Raw genomic sequence first — 23,171 nt, 5'->3', positions numbered from 1 at the left:
CACCTTGTTCTCGATGCACGAAACCGTACTATTCGCCTAACGGAAAACCGGAAGACAACAATGCGTTATCCCCGCGACATGCACGGCTATGGCTCCAACCCACCCAACGCCAATTGGCCCGGGGGTGCGCACATCGCCGTGCAGTTCGTGCTGAACTACGAGGAGGGTGGCGAAAACAATATCCTGCATGGCGACGCCGCTTCCGAAGCGTTCCTGGTCGACGTGCTGGGCGCGGCGCCCTGGCCCGGCCAGCGCCACGCCAATGTGGAATCCATGTATGAATATGGCGCCCGCGCCGGTTTCTGGCGGCTGCACCGCCTGTTCACCGAAACCCAGGTTCCCGTGACGGTCTATGGCGTGGCCACGGCCCTGATGCGCGCGCCGGCGCAACTGGCGGCGATGCAGGACGCCGGCTGGGAAATTGCCAGCCATGGGCTCAAATGGGTGCAGCACAAGGACATGACGCCCGAGCAGGAGCGCGAGCAGATCGCCGAAGCGATCCGCCTTCACACCATAGCAACGGGCGAACGCCCTAGGGGCTGGTACACTGGCCGGTCCTCGCTCAACACCATCGACCTGGTCTGCGAAATCGGTAATTTCGCCTATATCTCGGACACCTATGATGACGACCTGCCCTATTGGCGGGTTTTCGAGGGCAGGCCGCACCTCATCATTCCCTATTCCCTCTCCACCAACGACATGCGCTTCGTCACCGGACCGGGCTTCGATACGGGCGAGGAATATTTCCAGTTCCTCAAGGACACCTTCGATTGCCTTTATGCCGAAGGCCAGGCGGGCTCGCCCAAGATGATGTCGCTGGGCCTGCATTGCCGCCTCGTGGGCCAGCCCGGACGTTTCCAGGGGCTCAGGAAGTTCGTTGAATACATTAGGAGCTTCGATGGTGTCTGGACCCCTACCCGGCTGCAGATCGCCGAGCATTGGGCCGGCGAGCACCCCTATGTTGCGCCCGAAGTGCGGCCGCATACGCTCGACAAGGCAGAGTTCGTCCACCGCTATGGCTCGATCTTCGAACACTCGCCATGGATTGCCGAACGCGCCTGGGAGAGCGAACTGGGGCCAGCGCATGATACCGCCATCGGGCTGCATTTTGCCTTGCGCACGCAGTTCCGCATGGCGACGCCCGAGGAGCGCCTGAGCGTGCTGCGCGCCCATCCCGATCTGGCCGGCAAGCTCGCCGCCGCCAAACGCCTGACCGAAGCTTCGAGCGCGGAACAGGCATCTGCCGGACTTGACGCCCTGACTGATGCGGAACGCGACCGGTTCAACAGGCTCAATACCGCCTATGTCGAGAAGTTCGGCTTTCCGTTCATCATTGCGGTGCGCGACAATACCAAGGCGTCCATCCTCCAGGCATTTGAGAGCCGGTTGAGCAATTCTGCGGAAGCGGAACTGGCAACCGCCAGCACGCAGGTGGAGCGGATCGCGCTTTTGCGGTTGCAGGCGTTGTTGGGGTAGGCGCGGTCGCAGTCCAACGCGCTGCGATGCGGTGTCAGTTCCCCCACGGCGTCATTCCCGCGAACGCGGGAATCTCACTTTCTGTGGCGGGGTAGTGAGGTTCCCGCTTTCGCGGGAATGACACCGTGGGGATGAACGCATCCTGATGCGGAGGCATCAGTGCCACGCCCTCGTGGTTCGACAGGCTCACCATGAGGGCTACTCTGCTACCGGATCCGGCTGAACGAAAGACCTACACATACAAGCCTTCGCGCAGGTTGATCCCGTATTCGAGACGGGCTTTCATGGCGCAGATCATGCCGGTCCAGCCTTCGCAATTGCCGTAGGATGACTTGAGCCCGGCGGGCGTTTCGCGCCAGCCTTCCTCCTTGATCGACACGCGCGTCCGACCGTCTTCGAGTGGGGCGAAGGTCATCGTTATCGTCGTTTTGGTCGCAGCCTCACCCGGACTGTCACCCCCGTCCGCGTCCCAGCGCAGGACGATCTTCTTGTCCTGCTCGACTTCCACCACCTCGACAGGGAAGGCGCCGGGAAAATCGGCAAAGTCCCAGGTCACCGTGGCACCAGTTTCGAGACGCCCCTTGGCGCCGCCGGTGGTGAAATAGCCCGAGAGGCTGGCGGGATCAGCCACTGCCTCGAACACCTCATGCACCGGCTTGGCGATGCGTCCGCTTACCGTGAATTCATATGCCATCGTTCACATCCTCTACTTGACCCGCAACACAATATGTTATAGAAACATAACATGTCAACAGACGACCAGGACGATCTCATTTTCAAGGCCCTGAGCCACCGCGTCCGGCGGCAATTGCTGGACCTGCTCAAGGTTGAGCCGCGCACGACCGGAGCGCTCTGCGAGCTGATGCCGGAGCTGGATCGCTGCACGGTGATGCAGCATCTGGGCGTGCTGGCGCAGGCGGGGCTCGTCATCGCCGAACGGCGTGGGCGCGAGCGCTGGAACCATCTTGACGCGCTGCCGATCCAGGCCATCCACGAACGCTGGATCGGCCCCTATGCCGCCTATGCCAGCATGATGCTGAGCAAGCTTCAGCGGAACCTGGAAACGCCAGAGCAGCAGGGAAGCGCCTGACCCACTTTTGGGCGCCGGTAAACTGCGCTATCTCATTGGCTACCGATACTGCTCTGCGCGTCAGGAGACCAATGTCCACTTCCACCTATGCAACCCCGGCGGCCGGCCTGCCCGGCCAGACGACTTTGCATACCGGCCGGGCGGTATTCACCGAGGCCTATGCCGTGATCCCGCGCGGGGTGATGACCGACATCGTCACCAGCTATCTGCCCCATTGGGACCAGACGCGCGCCTGGGTGATCGCGCGGCCGCTATCGGGCTTTTCCGAAACCTTCTCGCAATACATCGTTGAGGTGCTGCCCGGCGGCGGCAGCATGCGGCCAGAACCCGACAAGGGCGCCGAGGGCGTGTTGTTCGTGGTCGCCGGCCAGGCGACGCTGACCATCGAGGGGCAAAGCCATTTGCTGGAAGAAGGCGGCTATGCGTTCTTGCCGCCGGGGGTGAGTTGGAGCCTGTATAACAAGGGCACGGCGCCGGTGCGTTTCCACTGGGTCCGCAAGCGCTATGAAGCGGTCGACGGGATCGAAGCGCCCAGCGCCTTCGTGGCCAATGAACGCGAGCAGCCGATCAACTGGATGGCGGGAACGAACGATCGCTGGGGGACCACGCGCTTCGTCGAGCCCGACGATGTCCGGCACGACATGCACGTCAATATCGTGACGCTGGAGCCGGGCGCGGTCATTCCATTCGAGGAAACCCATGTGATGGAGCATGGGTTATACGTGCTCGAGGGCAAGGCGGTGTATCGGCTGAACCGCGACTGGGTGGAGGTGGAGGCCGGGGATTTCATGTGGCTGCGCGCGTTTTGCCCGCAAGCCTGCTACGCCGGGCCGGGACGGTTCCGCTATCTGCTCTACAAGGACGTCAACCGCCACATGAAGCTGATGCCATGAGCACGATCCTGATCGAACCGCTGACGCCCGAGGCCTTTGCCCCATTCGGGCAGGTGATCCAGAAAGAGGGGGCCAATCACTACCCCATCAATGGGGGGATGACGGAACGCTACCACGATCTCGCGCGCGTGGAGCTGGGCGGCGTTCATCCGCGGCCGCTGATCTCCATCTTTCGGGGTAAGCCTTATGAGCTGCCGCTGAGCCTCAGACTTGTGGAGCGTCATCCGCTCGGGAGCCAAGCGTTTTTTCCGCTCGGCGATCTGCCGTTCCTGGTCATTGTTGCGGGTGATCTTTCGGGCATTCCGGACGTGCCGCGGGCGTTCCTCACGGCGCCGGGGCAAGGCGTCAATATTGCCATGAACACCTGGCATGGCGTGCTGACGCCGTTGCATGGGGTCAGCGAGTTTCTGGTGGTGGACCGCGGGGGCGATGGCAACAATCTGGAGGAGCACCACTTCGATGTCCCGCACACGGTCATGATGCAGTAGCCGTTCCCCTCGCCTCCGGTAACAAAACGCGCTAGTCTTGCCCTGCGGCAGGAGGAAACCATGTTCAGGAAACTGGTGCTAACGGCCTTTGCCTTGTTGTCGTTCGTGCATTTCGCCCTTGCGGACGATTTTACGTTTACCGGCGACGTGACCTATCGCGAGCGCATCGCGTTGCCCGCCGACGCCGAGCTTTGGGTGAGCCTGGTTTCCCTACCGGGTGGAAGCGTCATCGCCAGCGCCGCCGCCCCTGTCGGCAGCCGGGGAGGCGTGCCACTCCAGTTCACCCTCGATGTCCGCAGCAATGTCGTCGAAGCGGGTGGCCTGTTTGGCCTCGTGGCGGAAATCCGTTCAGGAGGCCGGACGCTGTTCCGCAATGCGCCGGCGATGCCGGTGGACATTCCGCCGGCCGAACCAACGCTCATTATCGTCAGCTTCTCGCCCGAGCCAGTTCCACCCCCCCTCAGGACAGCAGTGCCCGAAGTCCCGTCCAGTTCCCTGCTCGATACTGCCTGGATGGTCACGAGCATTGGCGGCAAGCCGGTGTTGGCCGAAACCAGGGTGACACTTTCCATTGCGCCCGATCATCGGGCGGGCGGCCATGGCGGCTGCAATAATTTCTTCACCGAGGCCGATTTCGAAGCGAGCCCGCTCAGCTTTGGGGCCGTTGCCGCAACCCGCATGGCCTGCGCACCCGACGTAATGGACCAGGAAGCCGCGCTGTTTGCGGCCCTGGGCGCCACCTCAGACTATCGTCAGGACGGCGCAGCCCTGCAATTGCTGGATGCGGCTGGGGTCCCACTGGTGGGTCTGGTCCGCCGCCCCTAAATCCGGCGTTGATGATCTAGACCAGTTGTTCCACGACATTGCGCACGCTGTGGTGCCAATTGGGCATGATCCAGCCGAACTTGCGCTCGAACAGGGCACAGGAGAGGCTGGAGTCGACCGGGCGAACCGCCGGCGTCGGATAATCGGCCGCCGCAATACCGACGATTTCGGCGTGCGGTCCGCCAAGCTCGCGGCTTGCTTCCATCACCTCCCGGGCTAGATCGGCCCAATTGGTGCGGCCTTTGCCCGCCAGATGGTAGATGCCGTATTTTCCGGGTGCGAGATTTCGGGCAGCGGCCAGGATCGCGCCACCAAGATCCAGCATGGATGTCGGGCTGCCAAACCGGTCCGCTACGACATTGATGTGTTCCCGGTTGGCGGCAAGATCGAGCATGGTGCGCACGAAATTGCGCCCGAACGGACTATAGGCCCATGCCGTGCGCAGGATGACATGCCGGTCATTGGCCGACGCGACCCTGAACTCCCCCTCAAGCTTGGTGCGCCCATAGACATTGAGCGGGTCCACGGGGTCCCTCTCCTCGTAAGGCGCGCCCTTGTCGCCGTTGAACACATAATCCGTCGAGATATGAATAATGGGGATGGCGTGTCGGAAGGCGGCCTCGGCAACCAGCCCTGCGCCGGTGGCATTGACGGCGAAGGCTTCCTCCTCTTCGCTTTCGGCCTTGTCGACTGCGGTATAGGCAGCAGCGGAAACCACAAGGTCCGGCTGTACCGCGAGAAACGTCCGCGCGATGCTCGCGGCGTCAAGCAGATCGAATTGGGGGCGACCAACCGTCACCACCTCTACCCCCGGAGCGTCCCAGGCAATCTGGGCCAGGCATCGTGCCAGTTGACCCGTTCTGCCGGTGACGAGGATTTTCATTGGGCGGGCACTCCGACGCCCAGCCTCTGGCCCGCGTAGCGATTTTTCCGCAAGGGCTTCCACCAGCCGGGATTGTCGATGTACCAATCAACCGTTCGCGCCATGCCCGTTTGCAGCGTCTCCTGCGGTTGCCAGCCAAGGTCGCGTTCGATTTTGCCGATGTCCATGGCATAGCGCCGGTCATGGCCCGGGCGGTCGGCAACGAAACTGATGAGATCGCCATAGGGTCCGCCGCTGGCGCGTGGCTGCTTGATGTCAAGCAGCTGGCACAGCATCTCGACCAATTGCAGATTGGTGCATTCTGCACGGCCGCCGATATTGTAGCTTTCCCCCACCTGCCCCGATTGGCTGACCAGCACCAGGGCGCGGGCGTGGTCCTCGACATGGAGCCAGTCACGCACATTGCTGCCAATGCCATAGACCGGCAGCGGTTTTTCCTCGAGAGCATTGAGAATAGTGAGCGGCACCAGCTTCTCGGGGAAATGGTATGGCCCGTAATTGTTGGAGCAATTGGTCAGCACCACCGGCAGGCCGAAGGTGTGGTGCCAGGCACGGACCAGATGGTCCGAGGCGGCCTTGGACGCCGAATAGGGCGACGAAGGAGCATAGGGTGTTGTTTCAGTGAAGAGGCTTCCGTCGAACGGCAGATCCCCGAACACTTCATCGGTCGAGACGTGGTGGAAGCGGAATTCTTCGCGCCTGTCGGCGGGCAGGCTTCGCCAATAGCGCAACGCCGATTGCAACAGGTGGAAGGTGCCGACCACATTTGTATTGAGAAAGGCGGCGGGCGCATCGATGGAGCGGTCCACATGCGTTTCCGCCGCCAGGTGCATGACGTGATCGATTCCGTGATAGTTAAGCGTCTTGCTGACCAGCGCCTCATCGCCGATATCGCCGCGCACGAAGAAGAACCGTGGCGTCGAGCGCACTGCGTCGAGCGAGCTGAGATTGCCCGCGTAGGTGAGATTGTCGAGCACGACCACCGTATTGGCGGGGTCCTGCGCCAGGAGGCGGCACACGGCCGAGCCGATAAACCCCGCCCCGCCTGTCACAAGGATCTTCATGCCGGCACCGCGCCGCGCGCGAGCAGTTCTGCATCCGCCAGCAGTGGCGCCCGTGCATCCTTGTCCGACAGTTGAACCTCGGCAGGACCGATGGGCCAGGCGATAGCCAGTTGGGGATCATCGAAGCGGATCGAACGGTCATGGCTCGGGCTATATCGATGGGTGACCTTGTAGATTACCTCGGTATCAGGCTGGAGCGTCTGGAAGCCATGCGCATAGCCCTTTGGAACCAGCAGCTGGTTCCACTTGTCGGCCGATAGCTCTAGCCCAACCCATTTGCCAAAACTGGGCGAGTCCCTTCGGATATCGACGGCAACGTCAAATATGGCACCGCGCACCACGCGTACCAGCTTGTCCTGCGCATGCGGCGGCAATTGATAATGTAGCCCTCGGACTACGCCGCGCGCAGCGGATATGGAATGATTGTCCTGGACAAAGTCGAGGTCTAGCCCGGCTTCACGAAAGCTCTCGGCGTTCCAGGTTTCGCAGAACACGCCACGGTCATCGCCAAACCGTTTGGGAACGATCTCCAGAACGCCGGGTAGCGCTAGCGGGCGGATCTGCAGGCTCATGACACCAGATCCCGGATGCGCCTGTGCAAGTAGGAGGCATAGCGCGTATTGCCGAGCATGGCCGCGCGGGTCCGGGCTCGATCAGGATCGAGCCAGCCCATCTCCAGCCCGATTTCCTCGAGGCACGCGATCTGCATGCCCTGCCGGTGCTCGATGGTGCGAACAAAAGATGCAGCGTCGTGCAGGCTTTCGTGCGTGCCGGTATCGAGCCAGGCATAGCCCCGGCCCAGTTGCGCCACCTGCAGCAGACCACGCTCAAGATAGGCGTTGTTGACCGCTGTGATTTCCAGCTCGCCACGCTCGGAGGGGGTGATGCCGGCGGCGATGCGCACCACATCATTGTTATAGAAATAGAGCCCCGTAACTGCCCAGTCGGACTCGGGGAACTGGGGTTTTTCGACGATGCGGATGGCCTTGCCGGTGCAAGGATCGAAGCTGACCACGCCATAGCGCTGCGGATCTTCGACCTGATAGGCGAAAACACTGGCCCCGTCGTCGCGGTCGGCTGCAGCGCGACAGAGATCGGTGAGACCATCGCCGAAATAGAGATTGTCGCCCAGGATCATGGCGACGCTGTCGTCGCCAATGAACTCGCGGCCGATGATGAAGGCTTCAGCCAACCCTTTAGGCGCCGCCTGTACGGCATAGCTGAAATTAACGCCGAACTCGCCGCCATCGCCCAACAGGGCCTCAAACACCGGCAAGTCTCGCGGTGTCGAGATCATCAGGATGTCGCGGATGCCCGCGCGCATCAGGATGCTCAAGGGATAATAGAGCATCGGCTTGTCGAATATCGGCAAGATCTGCTTGGATATGGCCAGTGTCAGCGGATAGAGCCGCGTTCCACTGCCGCCGGCCAGAACGATACCCTTCAAAGCGCCCTCCCCGCCAGCAATCTCCCTGGCCTGTTAACCGGGTGAAATCGTCACCCAGCCAGCCATTTCGGCAATAGTTCCCACGAGCTAGCCGCCACCCGGTGATCTCGGGCTAGTGGAGCGCGACCTCCCTGCCCGTCCGGCGGTAAATTGCTGCGGCCTCGGTACGATTGCGCGCGCCAAGCTTGCTGATGATGTTGTGCAGGTGGATTTTCACCGTATGGCCCGAAAGGTTGAGATCGCAGGCGATGGACTTGTTCTGAAGACCGCGCTGGACGAGCTCAAGCACCTGCAATTCACGCTTGGTCAGGACACGCAGATGCGCAGGAATGGTATTGTCGGTTTCGGCAGGCGCCGGTGGGGCGGGTTGCTCGACCTGGACCAGTGCCGAGCCCAATAGCGAGCGCGGGAAATACTCGATCCCCTGCAACAGCAGCGCCAAGATCGACAGGGAAATCTCGCTCCGCACATGGATGGGCAGGACGCTGCGCACCAGCGGCGACGCAAACAGGCTGACAGCTGCATCGCGCTGGGTACCAGCTCCTTCATCGATGGCGGCCGTCATGGCCATCGGGTGATAACGGAACAGATCGGACGCGCTGCGCTCCGCATCCTTGACGAAATCAGGGTGGACCAGCAGGAGCGAAACGGTGTTTGGGAAGATGCGGATTGCCTCATCGACATGCCCTACCTCTTCTATAACCGCCCATGGAAAGGCGTCCTCTGCGGCCTGCTTGAATGCTGGCGGCATTGTCCCGGTTGGCGCGATGACCACGATCGTGCGCATGCGTTCCTGGCCCCGGCGGCTGGGCATGAAAGCGCGAGATGGGAAACTTGCGACGTAGTTCATGATGTAGCCCCTCAAAGTGCTAAACTATGGGAACACAATATTAACCGTCGCCAATTGGCACTATTCGCCTGATGGATGTGCCAAGCCTTAGCCCAATATGGGTAGTTGTATGTAGAAAGATCGCCGGACTACGCCTTCCGTAGTAGGTCTACTGAAGTATCCCGCGCTTTCGCAGGATCGTGATCTCGCTGCGTCGGGACGTTTCGGATCTATCAAACCCCGCCTGCCGTACCGGCTGCAACGCCCCGGAATCGCTAGACCATGAGGGCTAGCAACAAGCGTTTGTTCCTTCCCTAAGCTTCCTGCAACGGATGCAAGGAAGCGATGCGATGATCACCGATGTGGCGCTGGGCAAGGATGTCGTTCTCTACCACCCCGAATTAATCAACCTCTATGAGTGCAGCATCGGCCCTGAAACGCGGATCGGCACGTTCGTCGAGATTCAGCGCGGCGCGGCAATTGGCGCGCGCTGCAAGATTTCGAGCCACTGCTTCATCTGCGAAGGCGTCACGATCGAGGACGGCGTGTTTCTGGGTCATGGCGTCATGTTCACCAATGACCGCTATCCGCGCGCCGTGGCAACTGATGGGCAGTTGCAGTCCGCCAATGACTGGACGCTGGAGCCAACGCTGGTCCGTCGCGGGGCCTCCATCGGCAGCAACGCCACCATCCTGCCGGGTATCACGATCGGAGAATATGCCCTTGTCGGCGCTGGTTCAGTGGTCACCCGCGACGTGCCGGATTGCGCCATCGTCGTCGGCGTGCCGGCGCGAATAGTCGGCCAAACCGTCGAGCAGAAGAACAGCAAGCGCAGCGCGGGAGTCCGGTCATGATCGGCATCGGCGTTGTGGGATACGGTTATTGGGGTCCGAACCTGGTCCGCAATCTGTGCGAGCTGCCCGACGTCAAGCTTCGGTGGGTGTGCGATCTGGCGACGGAGCGCCTGGCGGGCGTGCGCAGCCGCTATCCTTCGGTTGAAATCACCGAAGACTACCAGACCCTGCTCGATGATCCGCTGGTGGACGCCATCGCGATCGCAACGCCGGTGGCGACCCACTTCGCCATGGCCCTGCGCGCACTGGAGGCCGGCAAACACGTATTTGTCGAAAAGCCAATGGCTTCGAGCACGAAGGACGCTGAACGCCTGGTGGAGGAAGCCGAAAGGCGCGGACTGACCCTGGCGGTGGACCACACTTTTGTGCATACGGCAGCCGTTCGCAAAATGCGCGAGCTGATCGATGGCTCGCTGGGCCAGCTCTATTATTACGATTCAGTGCGCATCAATCTCGGGCTCTTCCAGCATGACGTGAACGTCATCTGGGACCTGGCCGTCCACGACCTCGCCATCATGGACTATCTGCTGCCGGAGCGCCCGGTTGCCGTGTCCGCCATGGGCATGGGGCATGTTCCCGGCGAGCCCGAGAACATAGCCTATCTGACCCTGCATTTCGCCAGCCACTTCATCGCCCATGTTCATGTCAACTGGCTGGCGCCGGTCAAGGTGCGCCGGACGCTGGTCGGGGGCAGCGAGAAGATGATCGTCTATGACGATCTCGAGCCCAGCGAGAAAATCAAGGTCTATGACAAGGGCATCACGCTGGCGGGGCCTGCGGCCCGGCATGGCGAGAAGCTGCGCCAGATGCGCGTGGGCTATCGCACCGGGGACATGACCGCGCCGCAGCTCGATACCGTCGAAGCGCTCTCCCGCGAACTCAAGGAATTCGTCGCCTGCATCGGCGACGGCACTGCGCCCACCGCGAGCGGCCAGGCCGGATTGCGCGTCGTCAGAATCCTCGAGGCGGCCACCAAATCGCTGGCGCAGCGTGGCGCCGTCGTCGAACTGCAACAGGAACGGGTGCTCGCATGATCCCTCTGCTCGATCTCAACGCCCAGTACGAACAGATCGGTGCCGATCTTGAAGCGGCGGTTCTGCGCGTGCTCCGTTCGGGCCGGTATATCCTGGGTGAGGAGGTGGCGGAATTCGAGCGCAACTTCGCCAGCTATTGCGGCGTCCGCCACGGCATTGCCGTCAACACCGGCACCAGTGCCATTCACCTGTCGCTGGTCGCGGCAGGCATTGGGCGCGGGGATGAAGTCATCACCACCCCCTTCACCTTCGTCGCCACCGTGGCAGCCATTCTTTATGCCGGCGCCAGGCCCGTTCTGGTCGACATCGATCCCGTGACGATGACCCTGGATCCGGCATTGGTGGAAGCCGCGATTTCACCGGCCACCAAGGCAATCATTCCGGTTCATCTTTATGGCCAGATGGCCGACATGGACCCGCTGCTGATGCTGGCGGATCGCCATGGGCTGGTGGTCATCGAGGATGCCTGCCAATCGCACGGCGCGGAATACAAGGGGCGGCGTGCGGGAAGCCTGGGGCTATCCGGCTGCTTCAGCTTTTATCCCGGCAAGAATTTGGGCGCCTGCGGCGAGGGCGGCATCCTCGTCACCAACAACGAGGCACTCGCCACCGCCGCGCGCTGCCTGCGCGATTGGGGCCAGCAGGAGCGCTATCACCACGTCGCCAAGGGCTTCAACTACCGGATGGACGCCATCCAGGGCGCGGTGCTCGGCGTCAAGCTCACGCATCTGGAGGATTGGACGGAGCGCAGGCGCAGTCATGCCGGGGCATATGACCGGTTGCTGGGCGGAAACCCGACCATGCAACTGCCCACGGCTCTGAGCGACCGGCGCCATGTTTACCACGTCTATGCCGTCCGCAGCCGCGAGCGGGACGCGCTCCAGGCGTCGCTCGCCAGCGCGGGCGTGCAGACGGGCCTGCACTACCCCATCCCGGTTCACCTGCAGCGCGCTTATGCCGACCTCGGCTACCGGCGCGGCGATTTTCCGGAGGCCGAGACGGCGGCAAGGCAGGTGCTGTCGCTGCCCATGTATCCCGAACTGACTCCGGCCCAGATCGAAACCGTGGCCGCCGCTGTCGCGCGAGACATCCATGTCCACTGAAACGCTGCTGGAGCGGCGCATCGTCAGGGCAGTACACGGTCGCGCCAAGGCGCAGGAGGCAGCGTTTGAACCCGGCCTCGCCGAGGCCTTGCGCCAGGACTATTCAGCCCGAGGCCTAGTGGAACTCTACGGCCGCTTCGCAAACGGCGACGGCATGGTGGACGCCATGATGCGGCGCTCCATCGTCCGGGCGGCAGCACGCAGTTGCGGCAGCGGCGTCAATGTGGGCAGCGGCGTTGCCTTCAAGCATCTGGAAACCTTCGAAATAGGCGACGGCGTTTTCATTGGCGCGCAGGCCAACATCCAGGGCCGCTACGACGGCACTTGCCGCATCGGGCGCCATAGCTGGATCGGCCCGCAGGCGTTCATCGATGCCCGAGACCTCGTGATCGGCGAACATGTCGGCTGGGGCCCCGGCGCCAAGCTGCTGGGGTCTGAACACACCGGCTACCCACTCGATGTGCCGATCATCGAAACCGACCTCGATATACGGCCCGTCCGCATCGGTGACTGGGCCGATATCGGCACCAATGCCGTCATCCTGCCAGGCGTGACGATCGGCAAGGGAGCAATCGTTGGCGCGGGCGCGGTGGTGACCACCGACGTGGAGCCATTCGCCATCGTCGCCGGGGTGCCGGCACGCTTCATGCGCTGGCGCACCGATGGGGCAGATCAGGCTAAGGGGGGACATCATGCGTGACAAAAGAGTGCTTATTACCGGCGGTGCCGGTCTGATCGGCTCGCACATTGCCGATCTCGTCGCCGACCACAATCCGCGCGAAATCGTCATCTTCGACAATTTCGTGCGCGGACGCATGGAGAACCTGACGACCGCCCTGTCGAGCGGCAAGGTGACCGTGATCCACGGCGACATTCGCGACACCAAACAACTGGCCGAAGTCATGGATGGCATCGACATCCTGTTCCACCAGGCGGCAATCCGCATCACCCAATGCGCCGAAGAACCTCGGCTTGCAATGGAGGTGCTGGCAACGGGCACCTTCAACGTGCTCGAAGCGGCAGCCAAGGCCAATGTCGGCAAGGTCGTGGCAGCTTCCTCGGCGTCGGTGCTTGGCATGGCCGACAGCTTCCCCACCGGGGAGAACCACCACAGCTACAACAATCGCACCATCTATGGCGCGGCCAAAGCCTTCAACGAAGCCCTGCTGCGCAGCTTCGCCGAGATGTACGGCCTGCGCTACGTGGCCCTGCGGTACTTCAATGTCTACGGCCCCCGGATGGATGTGTTCGGCGCCTACACTGAAGTACTGATCCGCTGGATGGAACGGCTGGAGCGTGGCCAGGCACCCATCATCTTCGGCGATGGAACCCAAACCATGGATTTCGTGGATGTCCGTGACATTGCCCGCGCCAATATCGCTGCAGCGCTTTCGGACGTTTCCGATGAAGTCTTCAACGTCGCATCCGGCACCGAGACCAGCCTGACGGACCTCGCGCGCGCCTTGGCAGTCGCGATGGACGTCGATATCGCCCCCGAATTCGCCGAACAGCGCAAGGTCAATCCCGTGCCGAGGCGCCTGGCTGACGCCAGCAAAGCGCGCGACATGCTCGGCTTCTCCGCCCAGATCTCGCTCGAGCAGGGCTTAAGCGATCTCGTGGCCTGGTGGCGCCAGGAACAAGCACAGAAAGGCGTCCTCCCATGGACTCAAAAGGCATGATCCCGATCGCCCTGCCCGTCCTCGGCGAAGAGGAAGCTGAGGCGGCGGCGCGCGTTATCCGCTCGGGCTGGGTCACCCAGGGTCCGGAAGTCGCCGCCTTCGAGCGAGAATTTGCCGACTATGTCGGCAGCCCGCACGCCTGCGCCGTTTCCAACTGCACCACGGCGCTACATCTGGCCCTTCTTGCCGTGGGAGTGAGCGAGGGAGATGAGGTGATCACGGTCAGCCACAGCTTCATCGCCACGGCAAATACCATTCGCTACTGTGGCGCGACCCCGGTGTTCATCGATATCGAGCCCAACGGGTTCAATATCGATCCGTTGCTGATCGAGCGAGCCGTGGGCTCCCGCACCAAGGCAATCCTGTGCGTGCATCAACTGGGAATGCCGTGCGACATGGTCTCTATTGTCGAGATCGGCCGGCGCCTTGGCCTGCCCGTTATCGAAGATGCGGCCTGTGCTGCCGGCAGCGAGTTCAACTGGAGCGGACGCTCGCAGAAAATCGGCGCGCCCGCCGGCGACATCGCCTGCTTCTCGTTCCACCCTCGCAAGGTGATCACCACCGGTGACGGCGGCATGCTGACCACCGCCAGCGCCGAGTATGACCAGAAATTCCGGCTCTGGCGCCAGCATGGCATGAGCGTCTCGGATCGCGAACGTCACGGCTCCAGCTCGGTAATCTTCGAGAATTATCTATCCGTCGGCTACAATTACCGCATGACCGACATTCAGGCGGCGGTCGGACGCGTGCAACTGCGCCGGCTCGACGACATCATCGCCCAACGCCGGAATCTCGCCGCCTTGTACTGGCAGTATCTGGGCGATGTTCCGGAACTCATCTTGCCAGGCGAGCCATCCTGGGCCCGCAGCAATTGGCAGAGTTTTTGCGTGACATTGCCAAGGGATGTCGAGCAGCGAGCGGTCATGCAATTCCTGCTCGATGCCGGAGTATCCTCCCGCCGCGGCGTGATGAACGCCCATCGCGAACCCGCCTACGCCGCCCCCGCCAGCGCCCGCATCGGCACGAGCCTCGCCCGTTCCGAAGCGGCCCAGGATTGTTCGATCATGCTGCCGCTTTCCATTCAGATGGAAGAAGAGGATGTTGCCCGGGTCGCTGACGTATTGAGAGAAGCACTGGCCATCGTCCGGGTCTCCGAGGCGGTGTAGGGAGCCGGTTCAATCGTCGCGGCAGCGACCTTTTTCACCTTCAACAGTTTGTCGGCATGCCAGAGGGCAAGTTGCAAGATCGTATAGGTGGGATTGGCGCTGCCGGCGGAGGGGAATACTGACGCGCTTGCCACGCTAAGATTGGGCACACCGTGACAGGTTAGATCCGGCCTCACTACAGAGCTGGTCGGGTCCGTGCCCATCCGCGTGCTGCCGGAAGGATGGGCATAGGCACTGGCGACATCAATGAACCGTGAATCGTCACGATCCTCACCCACGAGCCAGGAAAGCGGAGAACCCTGTCCGAACGAGGATCGCTCCCAATAGTTCTTCAGTCGCTTTGCGGTGGCGCGAAACGTCAGTTCGTCCTCCACCTTGGGCTGCCACCAAAGCTCTGCCCTAGGAGTGCCAAGCCTGTCTCTTTCAGCTGACAGTTTTATGTAGTTGTCCCAGTTTGGTCGCTGCTCGATGGCAATTTGCAGGCCGAGTCGCACATTCTCCGGCATGTAGACCTGTTTGCGCACCAGCCGCCAGAAGGCAACGTTCAGCAGCAATGGCAATTGGTCGACCAGGGCTATCGCATCGCTCAGCTTTAGCTGCCCCGCCTGCATCGCCCGGACCAATGCCTTGATTCGTACAAGAGGGCTGTTGGAAAGATCCATCGCCGCATAGGCGAAGGCACTTGTTGAACCATCTGCCTCCTGGGCGGATTGGGTCAAGTCGATATGCAAGCTGCGACGTGCGCCGTCGATATAATGATAGCCGAATAGCCGGTTGCTCTCTGCCACGTCGTTGCGTGCGATGGTCGCGGCTTCGGCTTTGAGATGATCCTGGAAATAGTGTCCAAGCGCCTGGGTCTTGCCAAAGGCCCGACCCGCCGTTTGGGCATCCAACCACAACAGCAACCGCGTTGTCTCAATCGTTCCGGCCGCTACAATGAAATGCCCGGCATTCACGCTGATCCTGTTGCCGGAGAAGTCACTGGCTTGGACGCCATCAAGCCTGCCCTGCGCTGTGTCATAAACAAAATTGGTAACAGTGGCGCCCAGCCAGATATCCAGCCCCTGGAGCTTTTCCAACGCACGGCGCCACAACTGGCCCAGATTGCACTGCCTATAGTTGATCCACTTCGCAAAACGTGCGGTAAAATCGGGATCATCCGTGGGGAAGTCCGCATGAAGCTTCGAACGCTCAAGGGCCTCCTTTCCGAAGGAGCCAGGAGGGAGCCCGAAGGCCGCCTCGATTTCCCGCCCATATGGCTGGAGTTCCCGATAATCCAGTGGCCAGCCTTCCAGGCCAAGATGATCTCGTTTTGCGGTCTCATGCCCGTAGATCGGGACAAGGCGCCCACCCCATCGCGAAGAAGAGCCACCAAGTCCGCGATACCGGCCGTCTAGAGCCCTGCTGTAGTACCCATATGAATCGACAATTGTATTGAGTTCATGGATTTGCTGATCAAATCCAAGCCTACCGCTTTCCAGCACAGCGACCCGGCGGCCTGCTTCGGCAAGCCGTCGCGCTATGAACAGGCCCGCCATGCCACCGCCAATGATGCAGTATTCGTAGTTGGTTGAGCCCAAGCCTTCTGCCGCATCCGACAGGTCGCGTATTGTCATGACATTATCTTCCCTCGGTAGGGCAAGATCGACCCAGCCAGCAATCGCCAAGCGAAGGCCCCAACACCAGCGCGCGATTCAAGCGTGATTATTCACTCAGGCAAATCCATGCCGCGGTCCCTGACTGTCCAACTAGATGGCCCGGTACTGGAATATACCGAACGGACTATGGCCCGGTGCGGCGGGTTTTCGCATCCTCGTCATGCAAGAGGAGCCTGCGCGGCCGTGGCGACGCGGCCCGAGCTCTCCTTGGCAAGACAGGGGAGGCTGAGATCGGCAAGTCGCGGCACATACTCATTCTGGTCGAAAACCTGCCCGTGCCATTTGACCGGCGGGTCTGGCAAGAAGCCCTCGCGCTCAAGTCTGCGGGTCATGTCGTCTCGGTCATATGCCCGAAGGGAAAAGGCTACACCGCACAATACGAAGTGTTGGAAGGCGTCCATGTCTACCGCCACGACCTGATCGAGGCCACATCGGCGCGCGGCTACCCCGCAGAATATACGACGGCCCTAATCAGCCAGTTCCGACTTTCGCTTCGCGTGCGGGAACGTCAGCACATCGACGTCATTCAGGCCTGCAACCCACCTGACCTGCTGTTCCTGATCGCTCTGGTGCATCGGGTCCTGTTCGGTACACGTTTCCTGTTCGATCACCATGACCTCAGCCCGGAGCTATACTTCAGCCGCTTCGGCCGCCGGGACCTGCTGTTCAAGTTCTTGACCCTGCTGGAGCGTCAGACCTTTCGGCTGGCTGATGCCAGCATTGCCACGAACGAAACCTTCCGGGACATCGCCGTAGAGCGCGGGGGCATGCCGGCCGACCGAGTGTTTGTCGTCAAGAGCTACCCCGATCCCGCCAAGATGCACCGTCAGGCGCCAGAGCCGGCGCTGGTGGGCGATGGGAAATGCATTGTTGGCTACATCGGGATCATGGGCATCCAGGATGGGGTCGAGACCCTGGTGCGCGCGATGGATCACATCGTTTATGCGCGGGGTCGCGCCGATATCAAGGCTGTGCTGATCGGAGACGGGCCGGAGCTCGAGCGGCTGCGCCGACTGGCCGAAACCTTGAAGTTGGGCAACGCCGTGCAGTTCACTGGCTATCTCAGCGGCACGGCGCTGATGCGCCACCTCTCCGCTCTGGACATCGGCGTCATCCCCGACCCGCCTGATGGCTGCAACGAGAAACTCTCCATGAACAAGGTGTTCGAGTACATGATGCTCGGGATCCCGATTGTGCAGTTCGACCTGAAGCAGGCGCGCAGCGAAGCTGGTGGAGCGGCACTCGTCGCCCATGACCACAGCGCCTCAGCTCTGGCAGACAGCATCATTTCCCTTGCCGACGACAGCTTTCGTCGCAAGCAGATGGCGGGGGCGGCCCGCGATATCGCCGGGCGTGAATTCCAATGGTCCACCCAGGCGCAGCGCTATGTCAGCGCCATCGACTCCATCTTCGCCCTTCGGGAGGCACGCACATGATCAGCGTTATCATACCGCACTTGAACCAACCCGAAGCCCTGAGGCGTGGTTTGGCGGCACTGCAGAGGCAGGAAGGGTGTTCTCTGCCCTTCGAGATCATCGTTGTCGACAATGGTTCACACCAGCTACCAACCCAGATTTGCGCTTCCTATGATCAAGTATCGTTGCTGAGCCAACCGGTCCCGGGACCCGGGCCCGCGCGGAACTTGGGCGTTGCCTCGGCGAGAGGCGACATCCTGGCCTTTATCGACGCCGACTGCGTGGCGGGCCCAGGCTGGCTTGCAGCGATCGAAGGGCACTTCCACAACGCGCCCGATGCCTCGGTCATCGGTGGTGACGTGCGGATCCTGCAGCAGCAGCCAGGCCGTCCCACCATGCTGGAAGCGTATGAAAGCGTCTTCGCCTTCCGCATGAAGAAGTACATCGATGAGAAGGGCTTCACAGGCGGCGGCAACCTTGCCGTACGTGCCTGGGTGTTCCGCAAAGTCGGCGGCTTTCTGGGCATCAACATCGCCGAGGATACCGAATGGGGTCAACGCGCCAGCGCCATGGGCTATCGCGTCCGCTACGAACCCAAGATGATCGTGCAGCATCCCGCTCGCCGGAACTTTGCCGAACTCGTCGACAAGTGGGACCGCCACATCGCGCATGACCTCCGCGAAATCCGGCAATCCGCCAACTGGCGCTCGCGCTGGACCTTGCGCGCCTTTGCGGTGCTGGTTTCCCCCCTCACCGAAATTCCTCGTATTGCCGCCTCTGATCGCCTGAGCGGATTGCGCGCCCGTACCCTGGCCATGCTTGGCGTCACGCGCATCCGCTTCTATCGCGGCATCGCCATGCTGAACGAAGCGAAAAATGCGGGGGGATCAGGCGCTGCGGCAAGGTGGAACAGGTCCTGAATGGATAAGTGTATGAGTGTTTCGGAACACACCGGTCAAACGTCCGGACTGGCGAGCCAGGCGCTACTAGGCGTGGTAATCGTGACCTATAATAGTGCTGATGTCCTCCCTGACCTGCTGAACTCGCTTGCAGCGGGGCTGGAAGGTGCCGGGCCATACAAGGTTGTTGTCGTTGACAACAAATCCAGCGACCGGTCAGTAGCGATCGCCCAGGCTCATTCGATTGGCGCTCTTGTTATTCGCAATAGTTCCAATGCAGGCTATGCGGCCGGCATAAATCTGGCTGCCACCACGCTGCCGGCCGATGCCAACATGCTTATACTCAATCCCGACATAAGGCTGCTGCCTGGCTCGGTGGAGAAGCTGGTCGAACGCGCCACTGGCGAAAGTATCGGCGTTGTGGTTCCCCTGATCCTCAACGCAGACGGATCTCGCGCCAACTCTCTGCGACGCGAACCAACGCTTTCGACAACCTGGTGGCAGGCGCTGCTCGGTCCAACCCTTGCCAGCCGAATAGGCTTGGGCGAGATGATCACCGCCAAGTCTGCATACGATCGGGGTCGGTCCATAGACTGGGCAACCGGAGCGATCCTTCTCGTGGCCGCCCGCGCCCGCAGGCGCATCGGCGACTGGGACGAGAGCTTCTTTTTATACAGCGAAGAAGTAGACTATCAGCGCCGTGTCCGATGCGCGGAACTTCAAATCGTCTTCGTGCCCGAGGCCCAGGTGTTTCACGCCGGCGGGGACTACAAACAAAGTTCCGCCCTTACCTCCATTATGACCAGTAACCAGATTCGCTACTTTTCTCGCCATCACGGCACCGTGAGTACGGCGATGTTTCGCGGTGCGCTTGCCACTTTTGGGCTGTTGCGAGCCTGGCGCAGCGGCGCCCATCGGGCGGTACTAAAGGTAGCTCTATCCCCCCTGCGACCGGTACGGACGTATGTTTATGCGGAAAGCGGGAAGTGAGCTAGGCGTGCAATGCAGATCATCAATTTTCACGGTGTAGGGCGTCCGGAGCGCGTGCTCGAGCCAGGCGAAGGCCCTTTCTGGCTGGGAACAGAACAATTCCGCTTCTTGCTCGACCAAATTGCCGGCCACGCCGATCGGGGAAACCTGGCCATTACTTTCGACGACAGCAACATTTCGGACCTGACTATAGCCCTTCCCGAACTATTGAAACGCGGACTTTCCGCATCCTTCTTCGTTCTCACCGGGCGACTAGGCCACCCCGGCTCACTCGCGGCAGCGGACGTCGCCGAGCTACATGCCTGTGGCATGGCCATCGGTAGCCACGGGGTTGATCACTCCGACCTCACAAAGCTTTCCGCCACGCGGCTTGCCACCGAACTGGCACAGTCCAGGGCAATGCTGGAGGAAATTTGCGGTTCGGAGGTGAACACTTTTGCCATTCCCTTTGGACGCTACAATCGAGAGGTGTTGCACTCCTTACGCAGAGCCGGTTTCAGCGCTGCTTTCACCTCGGATGGCGGCATCGCTCGCGAACAAAGTTTCCTCAAGCCGCGCCGCTCGATCCGCAACCAAATGTCACCACAGGAGATCGAGAGCGCTCTGAGCGGCCGACTGCCGGTCCTGAAGCGCTTACGACGTGCTGCCGGTATGCAACTCAAACAATTGAGCTAGAGGGCCGCAAGCTGTCGTGGCAGCCCGCTTAGCGGCCCCAGCTCCAGCATCATTGGAGTGCGCCTATGTGGAGGCGCAACCGGTTATGTGTCAGGCATAATCCCTGCGAACCACCAGTTCCTCGAAAATTTCATTGATGCGACCGATCTTGTGCTTCCACAATGCCGTGCGCTGAACATGCTCCCATGCGGCCTGCCCCATGCGGTGGCGCAAGTCGTCGTCGGAAAGAAGTTTGCGAAGAGCCTCCGCCACGTCACGTGTGAGTTCATCGGGCGTCGTGACCTGCAGCTTGAAACCGCATGCCTCATCAACGGCAGCGCCCGGGCCGCCGCGACCGCACACGACCAGCGGGAGGCTGTTGCTCATTGCCTCCAATGTCACGTTCCCACCAGGTTCCCTATAGCTAGGAAATACGAATATGTCGGCCATCCTGTAGTGTTGCATCACCGTCTCTCGAGGCTGGTAGCCCCAGAACCGAACACGGTCTGCCAAACCAGCTTCCCGCGTGATTTCCTCACAGGCTGCACGGTCGGGACCATCACCAACGATGTCGAGCACGAGGGGTAGATCCCGACAGAGCGCCATAGCCCCGATAGCTTCTCGCGCGCCCTTGGTTCGAACCAGTCGACCCACAAACAATGCTCTTACGGGATCCAGCCGTCCCGATCGATCAATCGGGGACGGAACCTCATTGATGGCGGTTTCGCTCATGATCTCGAAGCGCTTGAGCGAAAGGTCAGCGAGCTTTTCAGCGACATAGGGCGCGATACCCAATACGCAGCTTGCGCTCTCATAACTGCCCTTGAGAAGGGGGTCGTACTTCAACCGCATACTGTCCAGCCGGCGCAAGCGAACAAACCAGGGATCGGTTCCCTCCTTCGCCGCAAATGCCGGCGGCGAACTCAGCCCTCCGCCTACCGGTCCCAAGATCACCGGGATTCCGAAACCAACCGCCGGACAAGGATAGCGCATTGCGACTGGCACCGGCTGGAACGCTACGTCAAACTGTTCTCCGCGTCGGAGTGCCGCCGCTATCCAGCGCCTGGCACGGAAATAGAACGGCAAGTAGCCCGGCGCCATCATGCTATTGAGCCGTTCGGCTCTGCCCAAGAATGGAGGTTCAGTCCATTCGACGACGCGGCAGTTCTTCAATTGATCTCGAGCCGAAGGTCGATCCCGCTTTCGATAGGTCAATAGCGTGACGTCATGACATGCGCTCAGACCGGACGCCCACTGACACGCCACCCACGATTCCCCCACATCGGTCCCGTCACAGGTCGGCGCAACAAGAAGCACTCTCATCCAAGATCCTTGTGTGAGGAAAGATTTCCTGCACTTTGTACGTAGCTTTGGCGGGAGACTCTGATTGGGCGTACGCGGCTATTACCCAGTCGATTGCTGTTTCCTTGACGCGCGTTCACCGGTGGATTCGCAGCAGCTCCACCTGAAGCATCCAGAATCCAAATTCCACTACCGAGTAGAAATGTGAACAACACGTAGGTCGCGTTCCAAAAATGCACTGCCCATCCCGCCAAAAAGAAGCCGCTCAGGGTGATAAGATAGGCGGTACGACACGCCAGCAGCTTCTGCTCACGACAGGGCTTGAAGCTAACCGCGAGGTAAGCGGCGAAGAACGCGGACAACAGAAGAATGCCGGCTGGCAGTCCGTGCCGCACCGCTGGAAGCAACCAGAACATGTCGATGCTCGAAGACATCCACGCAGGGCGAAGCCAGTCGTTGAACCCAGTGCCAAATAGCGGATGAGACATTACAGACGCCCAGCCATATTCCCAAATCAGCAAACGGTAAAAAGCTGTCCAAGGGTCAAAGGCAAATCGTGTAAGTAAATGCAACACGGGCTGGTCAGACAACACTTCGAGCGCGCAGTAGCTAACAATGCATACGACCCATAATATTCGCCAGCGAAAGGGTGTTTTCTGAAACGTCCAACTCCACACGACCAACGCAAGCTGCACGAGCAAAGCCACCATTGGACCCGATGAAAGTGCCAGCATAGAAGTCCCAGCGACGATGGCAGTCATTGTCCACCGTTGGACGAGACGGGCTTCCACACCAAGAACAAGCCAGGCCAGTGCAGCAGGTGCGCCGCAGAAGACACCGAACAAAATGGGATGCTCAAACGGCCCCTGCACTCTAGCCAGCCCCCAGCGCAGCTCGTTTGTCGTGCCCTGGATGCTTGGCAAGACAAGCCGGAAGAGCTCAAGCGTTAACTTCTGTTGGGTGATCGCCTCAACAATCGCCAGCGGTAGCAGAACAGACACGATCAGGAGCAGGATTCTGGTGGTGGCGACAAGATCCTGATACGTACGGATGTAACAACGGGCCACTAGATAGGCGATGAAAGTTTCGAGAAACAGAATTCCGCTGGGCTCGATCGCTTCCATAGCCCCATGAACTACGATCGTGGCAATGGTGGCCCAGATGCAAAAGAGCCCGAGCAGAATATCTACTGCTCTGATCCGGCCTGCTTTACCCGAAAGCCAAAAAGCCAGTGTGGGCACCGCTACTGCCAGGAGCACCAGCCGGTACAACGAGACCGCTACAGAGCCAAATGAAAAAACCCAGGGTATAACAAGGGCGACCATCAAGGCCGTCACCGCCGCTGGAGGCCATTTTGACACCCTCGGTGCGGCAACAAAGAACGTTGATGGTGGCTGCTGCCCAGTCCCTAAATAAGAGGCC

At 61.1% G+C, this 23,171-nt stretch carries 25 protein-coding genes; 15 read left to right on the top strand and 10 right to left on the bottom strand.

Features of this window, described 5'->3' with window-relative positions; genetic code table 11:
- The first annotated feature begins 60 nt into the window (after window positions 1-60).
- Window positions 61-1,476: an allantoinase PuuE gene (puuE, locus tag C8264_RS05125; protein WP_108459877.1), complete on the top strand. Its 1,416-nt coding sequence runs from the start codon at window positions 61-63 to the stop codon at window positions 1,474-1,476.
- Window positions 1,477-1,708: 232 nt separating this feature from the next.
- On the opposite strand, the gene C8264_RS05120 is transcribed toward puuE, so the two are convergent.
- Entirely contained in the window at window positions 1,709-2,170 is a 462-nt protein-coding gene (locus C8264_RS05120; RefSeq protein WP_108459876.1) for an SRPBCC family protein, read from the bottom strand.
- A gap of 51 nt (window positions 2,171-2,221) precedes the next feature.
- On the opposite strand from C8264_RS05120, the gene C8264_RS05115 reads away from it, so the two are divergent.
- From C8264_RS05115 to C8264_RS05100, 4 genes are all read left to right on the top strand, one after another.
- Complete coding sequence (locus C8264_RS05115; protein WP_108459875.1) at window positions 2,222-2,566, top strand: ArsR/SmtB family transcription factor; 345 nt, start codon at window positions 2,222-2,224, stop codon at window positions 2,564-2,566.
- Window positions 2,567-2,637: 71 nt separating this feature from the next.
- Window positions 2,638-3,459 (top strand): bifunctional allantoicase/(S)-ureidoglycine aminohydrolase, encoded by an 822-nt coding sequence (locus C8264_RS05110; protein ID WP_108459874.1) that lies wholly within the window; start codon window positions 2,638-2,640, stop codon window positions 3,457-3,459.
- Window positions 3,456-3,947 (top strand): ureidoglycolate lyase, encoded by a 492-nt coding sequence (locus C8264_RS05105; RefSeq protein WP_108459873.1) that lies wholly within the window; start codon window positions 3,456-3,458, stop codon window positions 3,945-3,947. The genes C8264_RS05110 and C8264_RS05105 overlap by 4 nt, the downstream gene beginning before the upstream one ends.
- Before the next feature lie 60 nt (window positions 3,948-4,007).
- A complete protein-coding gene (locus C8264_RS05100; protein WP_108459872.1) occupies window positions 4,008-4,772 on the top strand; it encodes an META domain-containing protein in 765 nt (254 codons plus the stop codon).
- Between the two features lie 16 nt (window positions 4,773-4,788).
- Here C8264_RS05100 and rfbD read toward each other — a convergent pair whose 3' ends face one another.
- From rfbD to C8264_RS05075, 5 genes are all read right to left on the bottom strand, one after another.
- Window positions 4,789-5,655 carry a dTDP-4-dehydrorhamnose reductase gene (rfbD, locus tag C8264_RS05095; RefSeq protein WP_108459871.1) on the bottom strand — a complete coding sequence of 289 codons (867 nt, stop codon included), beginning with the start codon at window positions 5,653-5,655 and terminating at the stop codon, window positions 4,789-4,791.
- Complete coding sequence (rfbB, locus tag C8264_RS05090; RefSeq protein WP_108459870.1) at window positions 5,652-6,719, bottom strand: dTDP-glucose 4,6-dehydratase; 1,068 nt, start codon at window positions 6,717-6,719, stop codon at window positions 5,652-5,654. The genes rfbD and rfbB overlap by 4 nt, the downstream gene beginning before the upstream one ends.
- Complete coding sequence (rfbC, locus tag C8264_RS05085) at window positions 6,716-7,291, bottom strand: dTDP-4-dehydrorhamnose 3,5-epimerase (RefSeq protein ID WP_108459869.1); 576 nt, start codon at window positions 7,289-7,291, stop codon at window positions 6,716-6,718. Before rfbC ends, rfbB begins: the two co-directional genes overlap by 4 nt.
- Window positions 7,288-8,166: a glucose-1-phosphate thymidylyltransferase RfbA gene (gene rfbA, locus C8264_RS05080; RefSeq protein ID WP_108459868.1), complete on the bottom strand. Its 879-nt coding sequence runs from the start codon at window positions 8,164-8,166 to the stop codon at window positions 7,288-7,290. The genes rfbC and rfbA overlap by 4 nt, the downstream gene beginning before the upstream one ends.
- 112 nt (window positions 8,167-8,278) lie before the next feature.
- Window positions 8,279-9,016: a helix-turn-helix transcriptional regulator gene (locus tag C8264_RS05075; RefSeq protein WP_108459867.1), complete on the bottom strand. Its 738-nt coding sequence runs from the start codon at window positions 9,014-9,016 to the stop codon at window positions 8,279-8,281.
- A gap of 329 nt (window positions 9,017-9,345) precedes the next feature.
- On the opposite strand from C8264_RS05075, the gene C8264_RS05070 reads away from it, so the two are divergent.
- From C8264_RS05070 to C8264_RS05045, 6 genes are read left to right on the top strand one after another with little or no spacing between them, the layout of a single operon-like run.
- Window positions 9,346-9,849 carry an acyltransferase gene (locus tag C8264_RS05070; protein ID WP_108459866.1) on the top strand — a complete coding sequence of 168 codons (504 nt, stop codon included), beginning with the start codon at window positions 9,346-9,348 and terminating at the stop codon, window positions 9,847-9,849.
- Entirely contained in the window at window positions 9,846-10,883 is a 1,038-nt protein-coding gene (locus tag C8264_RS05065) for a Gfo/Idh/MocA family protein (RefSeq protein ID WP_108459865.1), read from the top strand. Before C8264_RS05070 ends, C8264_RS05065 begins: the two co-directional genes overlap by 4 nt.
- Window positions 10,880-11,986, top strand: a complete 1,107-nt coding sequence (locus tag C8264_RS05060; RefSeq protein ID WP_108459864.1) for a DegT/DnrJ/EryC1/StrS family aminotransferase — start codon at window positions 10,880-10,882, stop codon at window positions 11,984-11,986. Before C8264_RS05065 ends, C8264_RS05060 begins: the two co-directional genes overlap by 4 nt.
- On the top strand, window positions 11,976-12,686 hold the full coding sequence (locus C8264_RS05055; RefSeq protein ID WP_108459863.1) for an acyltransferase: 711 nt from the start codon (window positions 11,976-11,978) through the stop codon (window positions 12,684-12,686). The genes C8264_RS05060 and C8264_RS05055 overlap by 11 nt, the downstream gene beginning before the upstream one ends.
- The gene (locus C8264_RS05050; RefSeq protein ID WP_108459862.1) at window positions 12,679-13,665 is read left to right on the top strand and encodes an SDR family oxidoreductase; all 987 of its coding nucleotides are present in this window, start codon (window positions 12,679-12,681) and stop codon (window positions 13,663-13,665) included. The genes C8264_RS05055 and C8264_RS05050 overlap by 8 nt, the downstream gene beginning before the upstream one ends.
- A complete protein-coding gene (locus C8264_RS05045; RefSeq protein ID WP_108459861.1) occupies window positions 13,647-14,831 on the top strand; it encodes a DegT/DnrJ/EryC1/StrS family aminotransferase in 1,185 nt (394 codons plus the stop codon). The genes C8264_RS05050 and C8264_RS05045 overlap by 19 nt, the downstream gene beginning before the upstream one ends.
- On the opposite strand, the gene C8264_RS05040 is transcribed toward C8264_RS05045, so the two are convergent.
- Both C8264_RS05040 and C8264_RS22055 read right to left on the bottom strand, forming a co-directional pair.
- Complete coding sequence (locus tag C8264_RS05040; RefSeq protein ID WP_108459860.1) at window positions 14,747-16,447, bottom strand: FAD-dependent oxidoreductase; 1,701 nt, start codon at window positions 16,445-16,447, stop codon at window positions 14,747-14,749. The genes C8264_RS05045 and C8264_RS05040 overlap by 85 nt on opposite strands.
- Window positions 16,448-16,647: 200 nt before the next feature.
- On the bottom strand, window positions 16,648-16,821 hold the full coding sequence (locus C8264_RS22055) for a hypothetical protein (protein WP_162783429.1): 174 nt from the start codon (window positions 16,819-16,821) through the stop codon (window positions 16,648-16,650).
- Between C8264_RS22055 and C8264_RS05035 the strand changes: the two genes are divergently transcribed.
- Genes C8264_RS05035 through C8264_RS05020 form a run of 4 tightly spaced genes read left to right on the top strand, consistent with a single transcriptional unit; the run spans window position 16,765 to window position 20,468 of the window.
- Window positions 16,765-17,925, top strand: coding sequence for a glycosyltransferase family 4 protein (locus C8264_RS05035; RefSeq protein WP_245892954.1), 1,161 nt, complete (start codon window positions 16,765-16,767; stop codon window positions 17,923-17,925). The two genes, C8264_RS22055 and C8264_RS05035, sit on opposite strands and share 57 nt — an antisense overlap.
- Entirely contained in the window at window positions 17,853-18,824 is a 972-nt protein-coding gene (locus C8264_RS05030) for a glycosyltransferase family 2 protein (protein WP_342748683.1), read from the top strand. Before C8264_RS05035 ends, C8264_RS05030 begins: the two co-directional genes overlap by 73 nt.
- 12 nt (window positions 18,825-18,836) lie before the next feature.
- The gene (locus tag C8264_RS05025) at window positions 18,837-19,793 is read left to right on the top strand and encodes a glycosyltransferase (protein ID WP_108459994.1); all 957 of its coding nucleotides are present in this window, start codon (window positions 18,837-18,839) and stop codon (window positions 19,791-19,793) included.
- Window positions 19,794-19,805: 12 nt separating this feature from the next.
- Window positions 19,806-20,468, top strand: coding sequence for a polysaccharide deacetylase family protein (locus C8264_RS05020; RefSeq protein WP_108459858.1), 663 nt, complete (start codon window positions 19,806-19,808; stop codon window positions 20,466-20,468).
- Between the two features lie 90 nt (window positions 20,469-20,558).
- Here C8264_RS05020 and C8264_RS05015 read toward each other — a convergent pair whose 3' ends face one another.
- A complete protein-coding gene (locus tag C8264_RS05015; RefSeq protein WP_245892939.1) occupies window positions 20,559-21,551 on the bottom strand; it encodes a glycosyltransferase family 4 protein in 993 nt (330 codons plus the stop codon).
- Window positions 21,552-21,766: 215 nt separating this feature from the next.
- Entirely contained in the window at window positions 21,767-23,074 is a 1,308-nt protein-coding gene (locus C8264_RS05010; RefSeq protein WP_245892953.1) for an O-antigen ligase family protein, read from the bottom strand.
- Between the last annotated feature and the right edge of the window lie 97 nt (window positions 23,075-23,171).

It is taken from the genome of Devosia naphthalenivorans (genome assembly GCF_003056355.1).
Classification (GTDB): domain Bacteria; phylum Pseudomonadota; class Alphaproteobacteria; order Rhizobiales; family Devosiaceae; genus Devosia; species Devosia naphthalenivorans.
The sequence above is the reverse complement of the archived record's forward strand: the minus strand, read 5'-3'. Positions and strand labels throughout refer to the sequence as shown.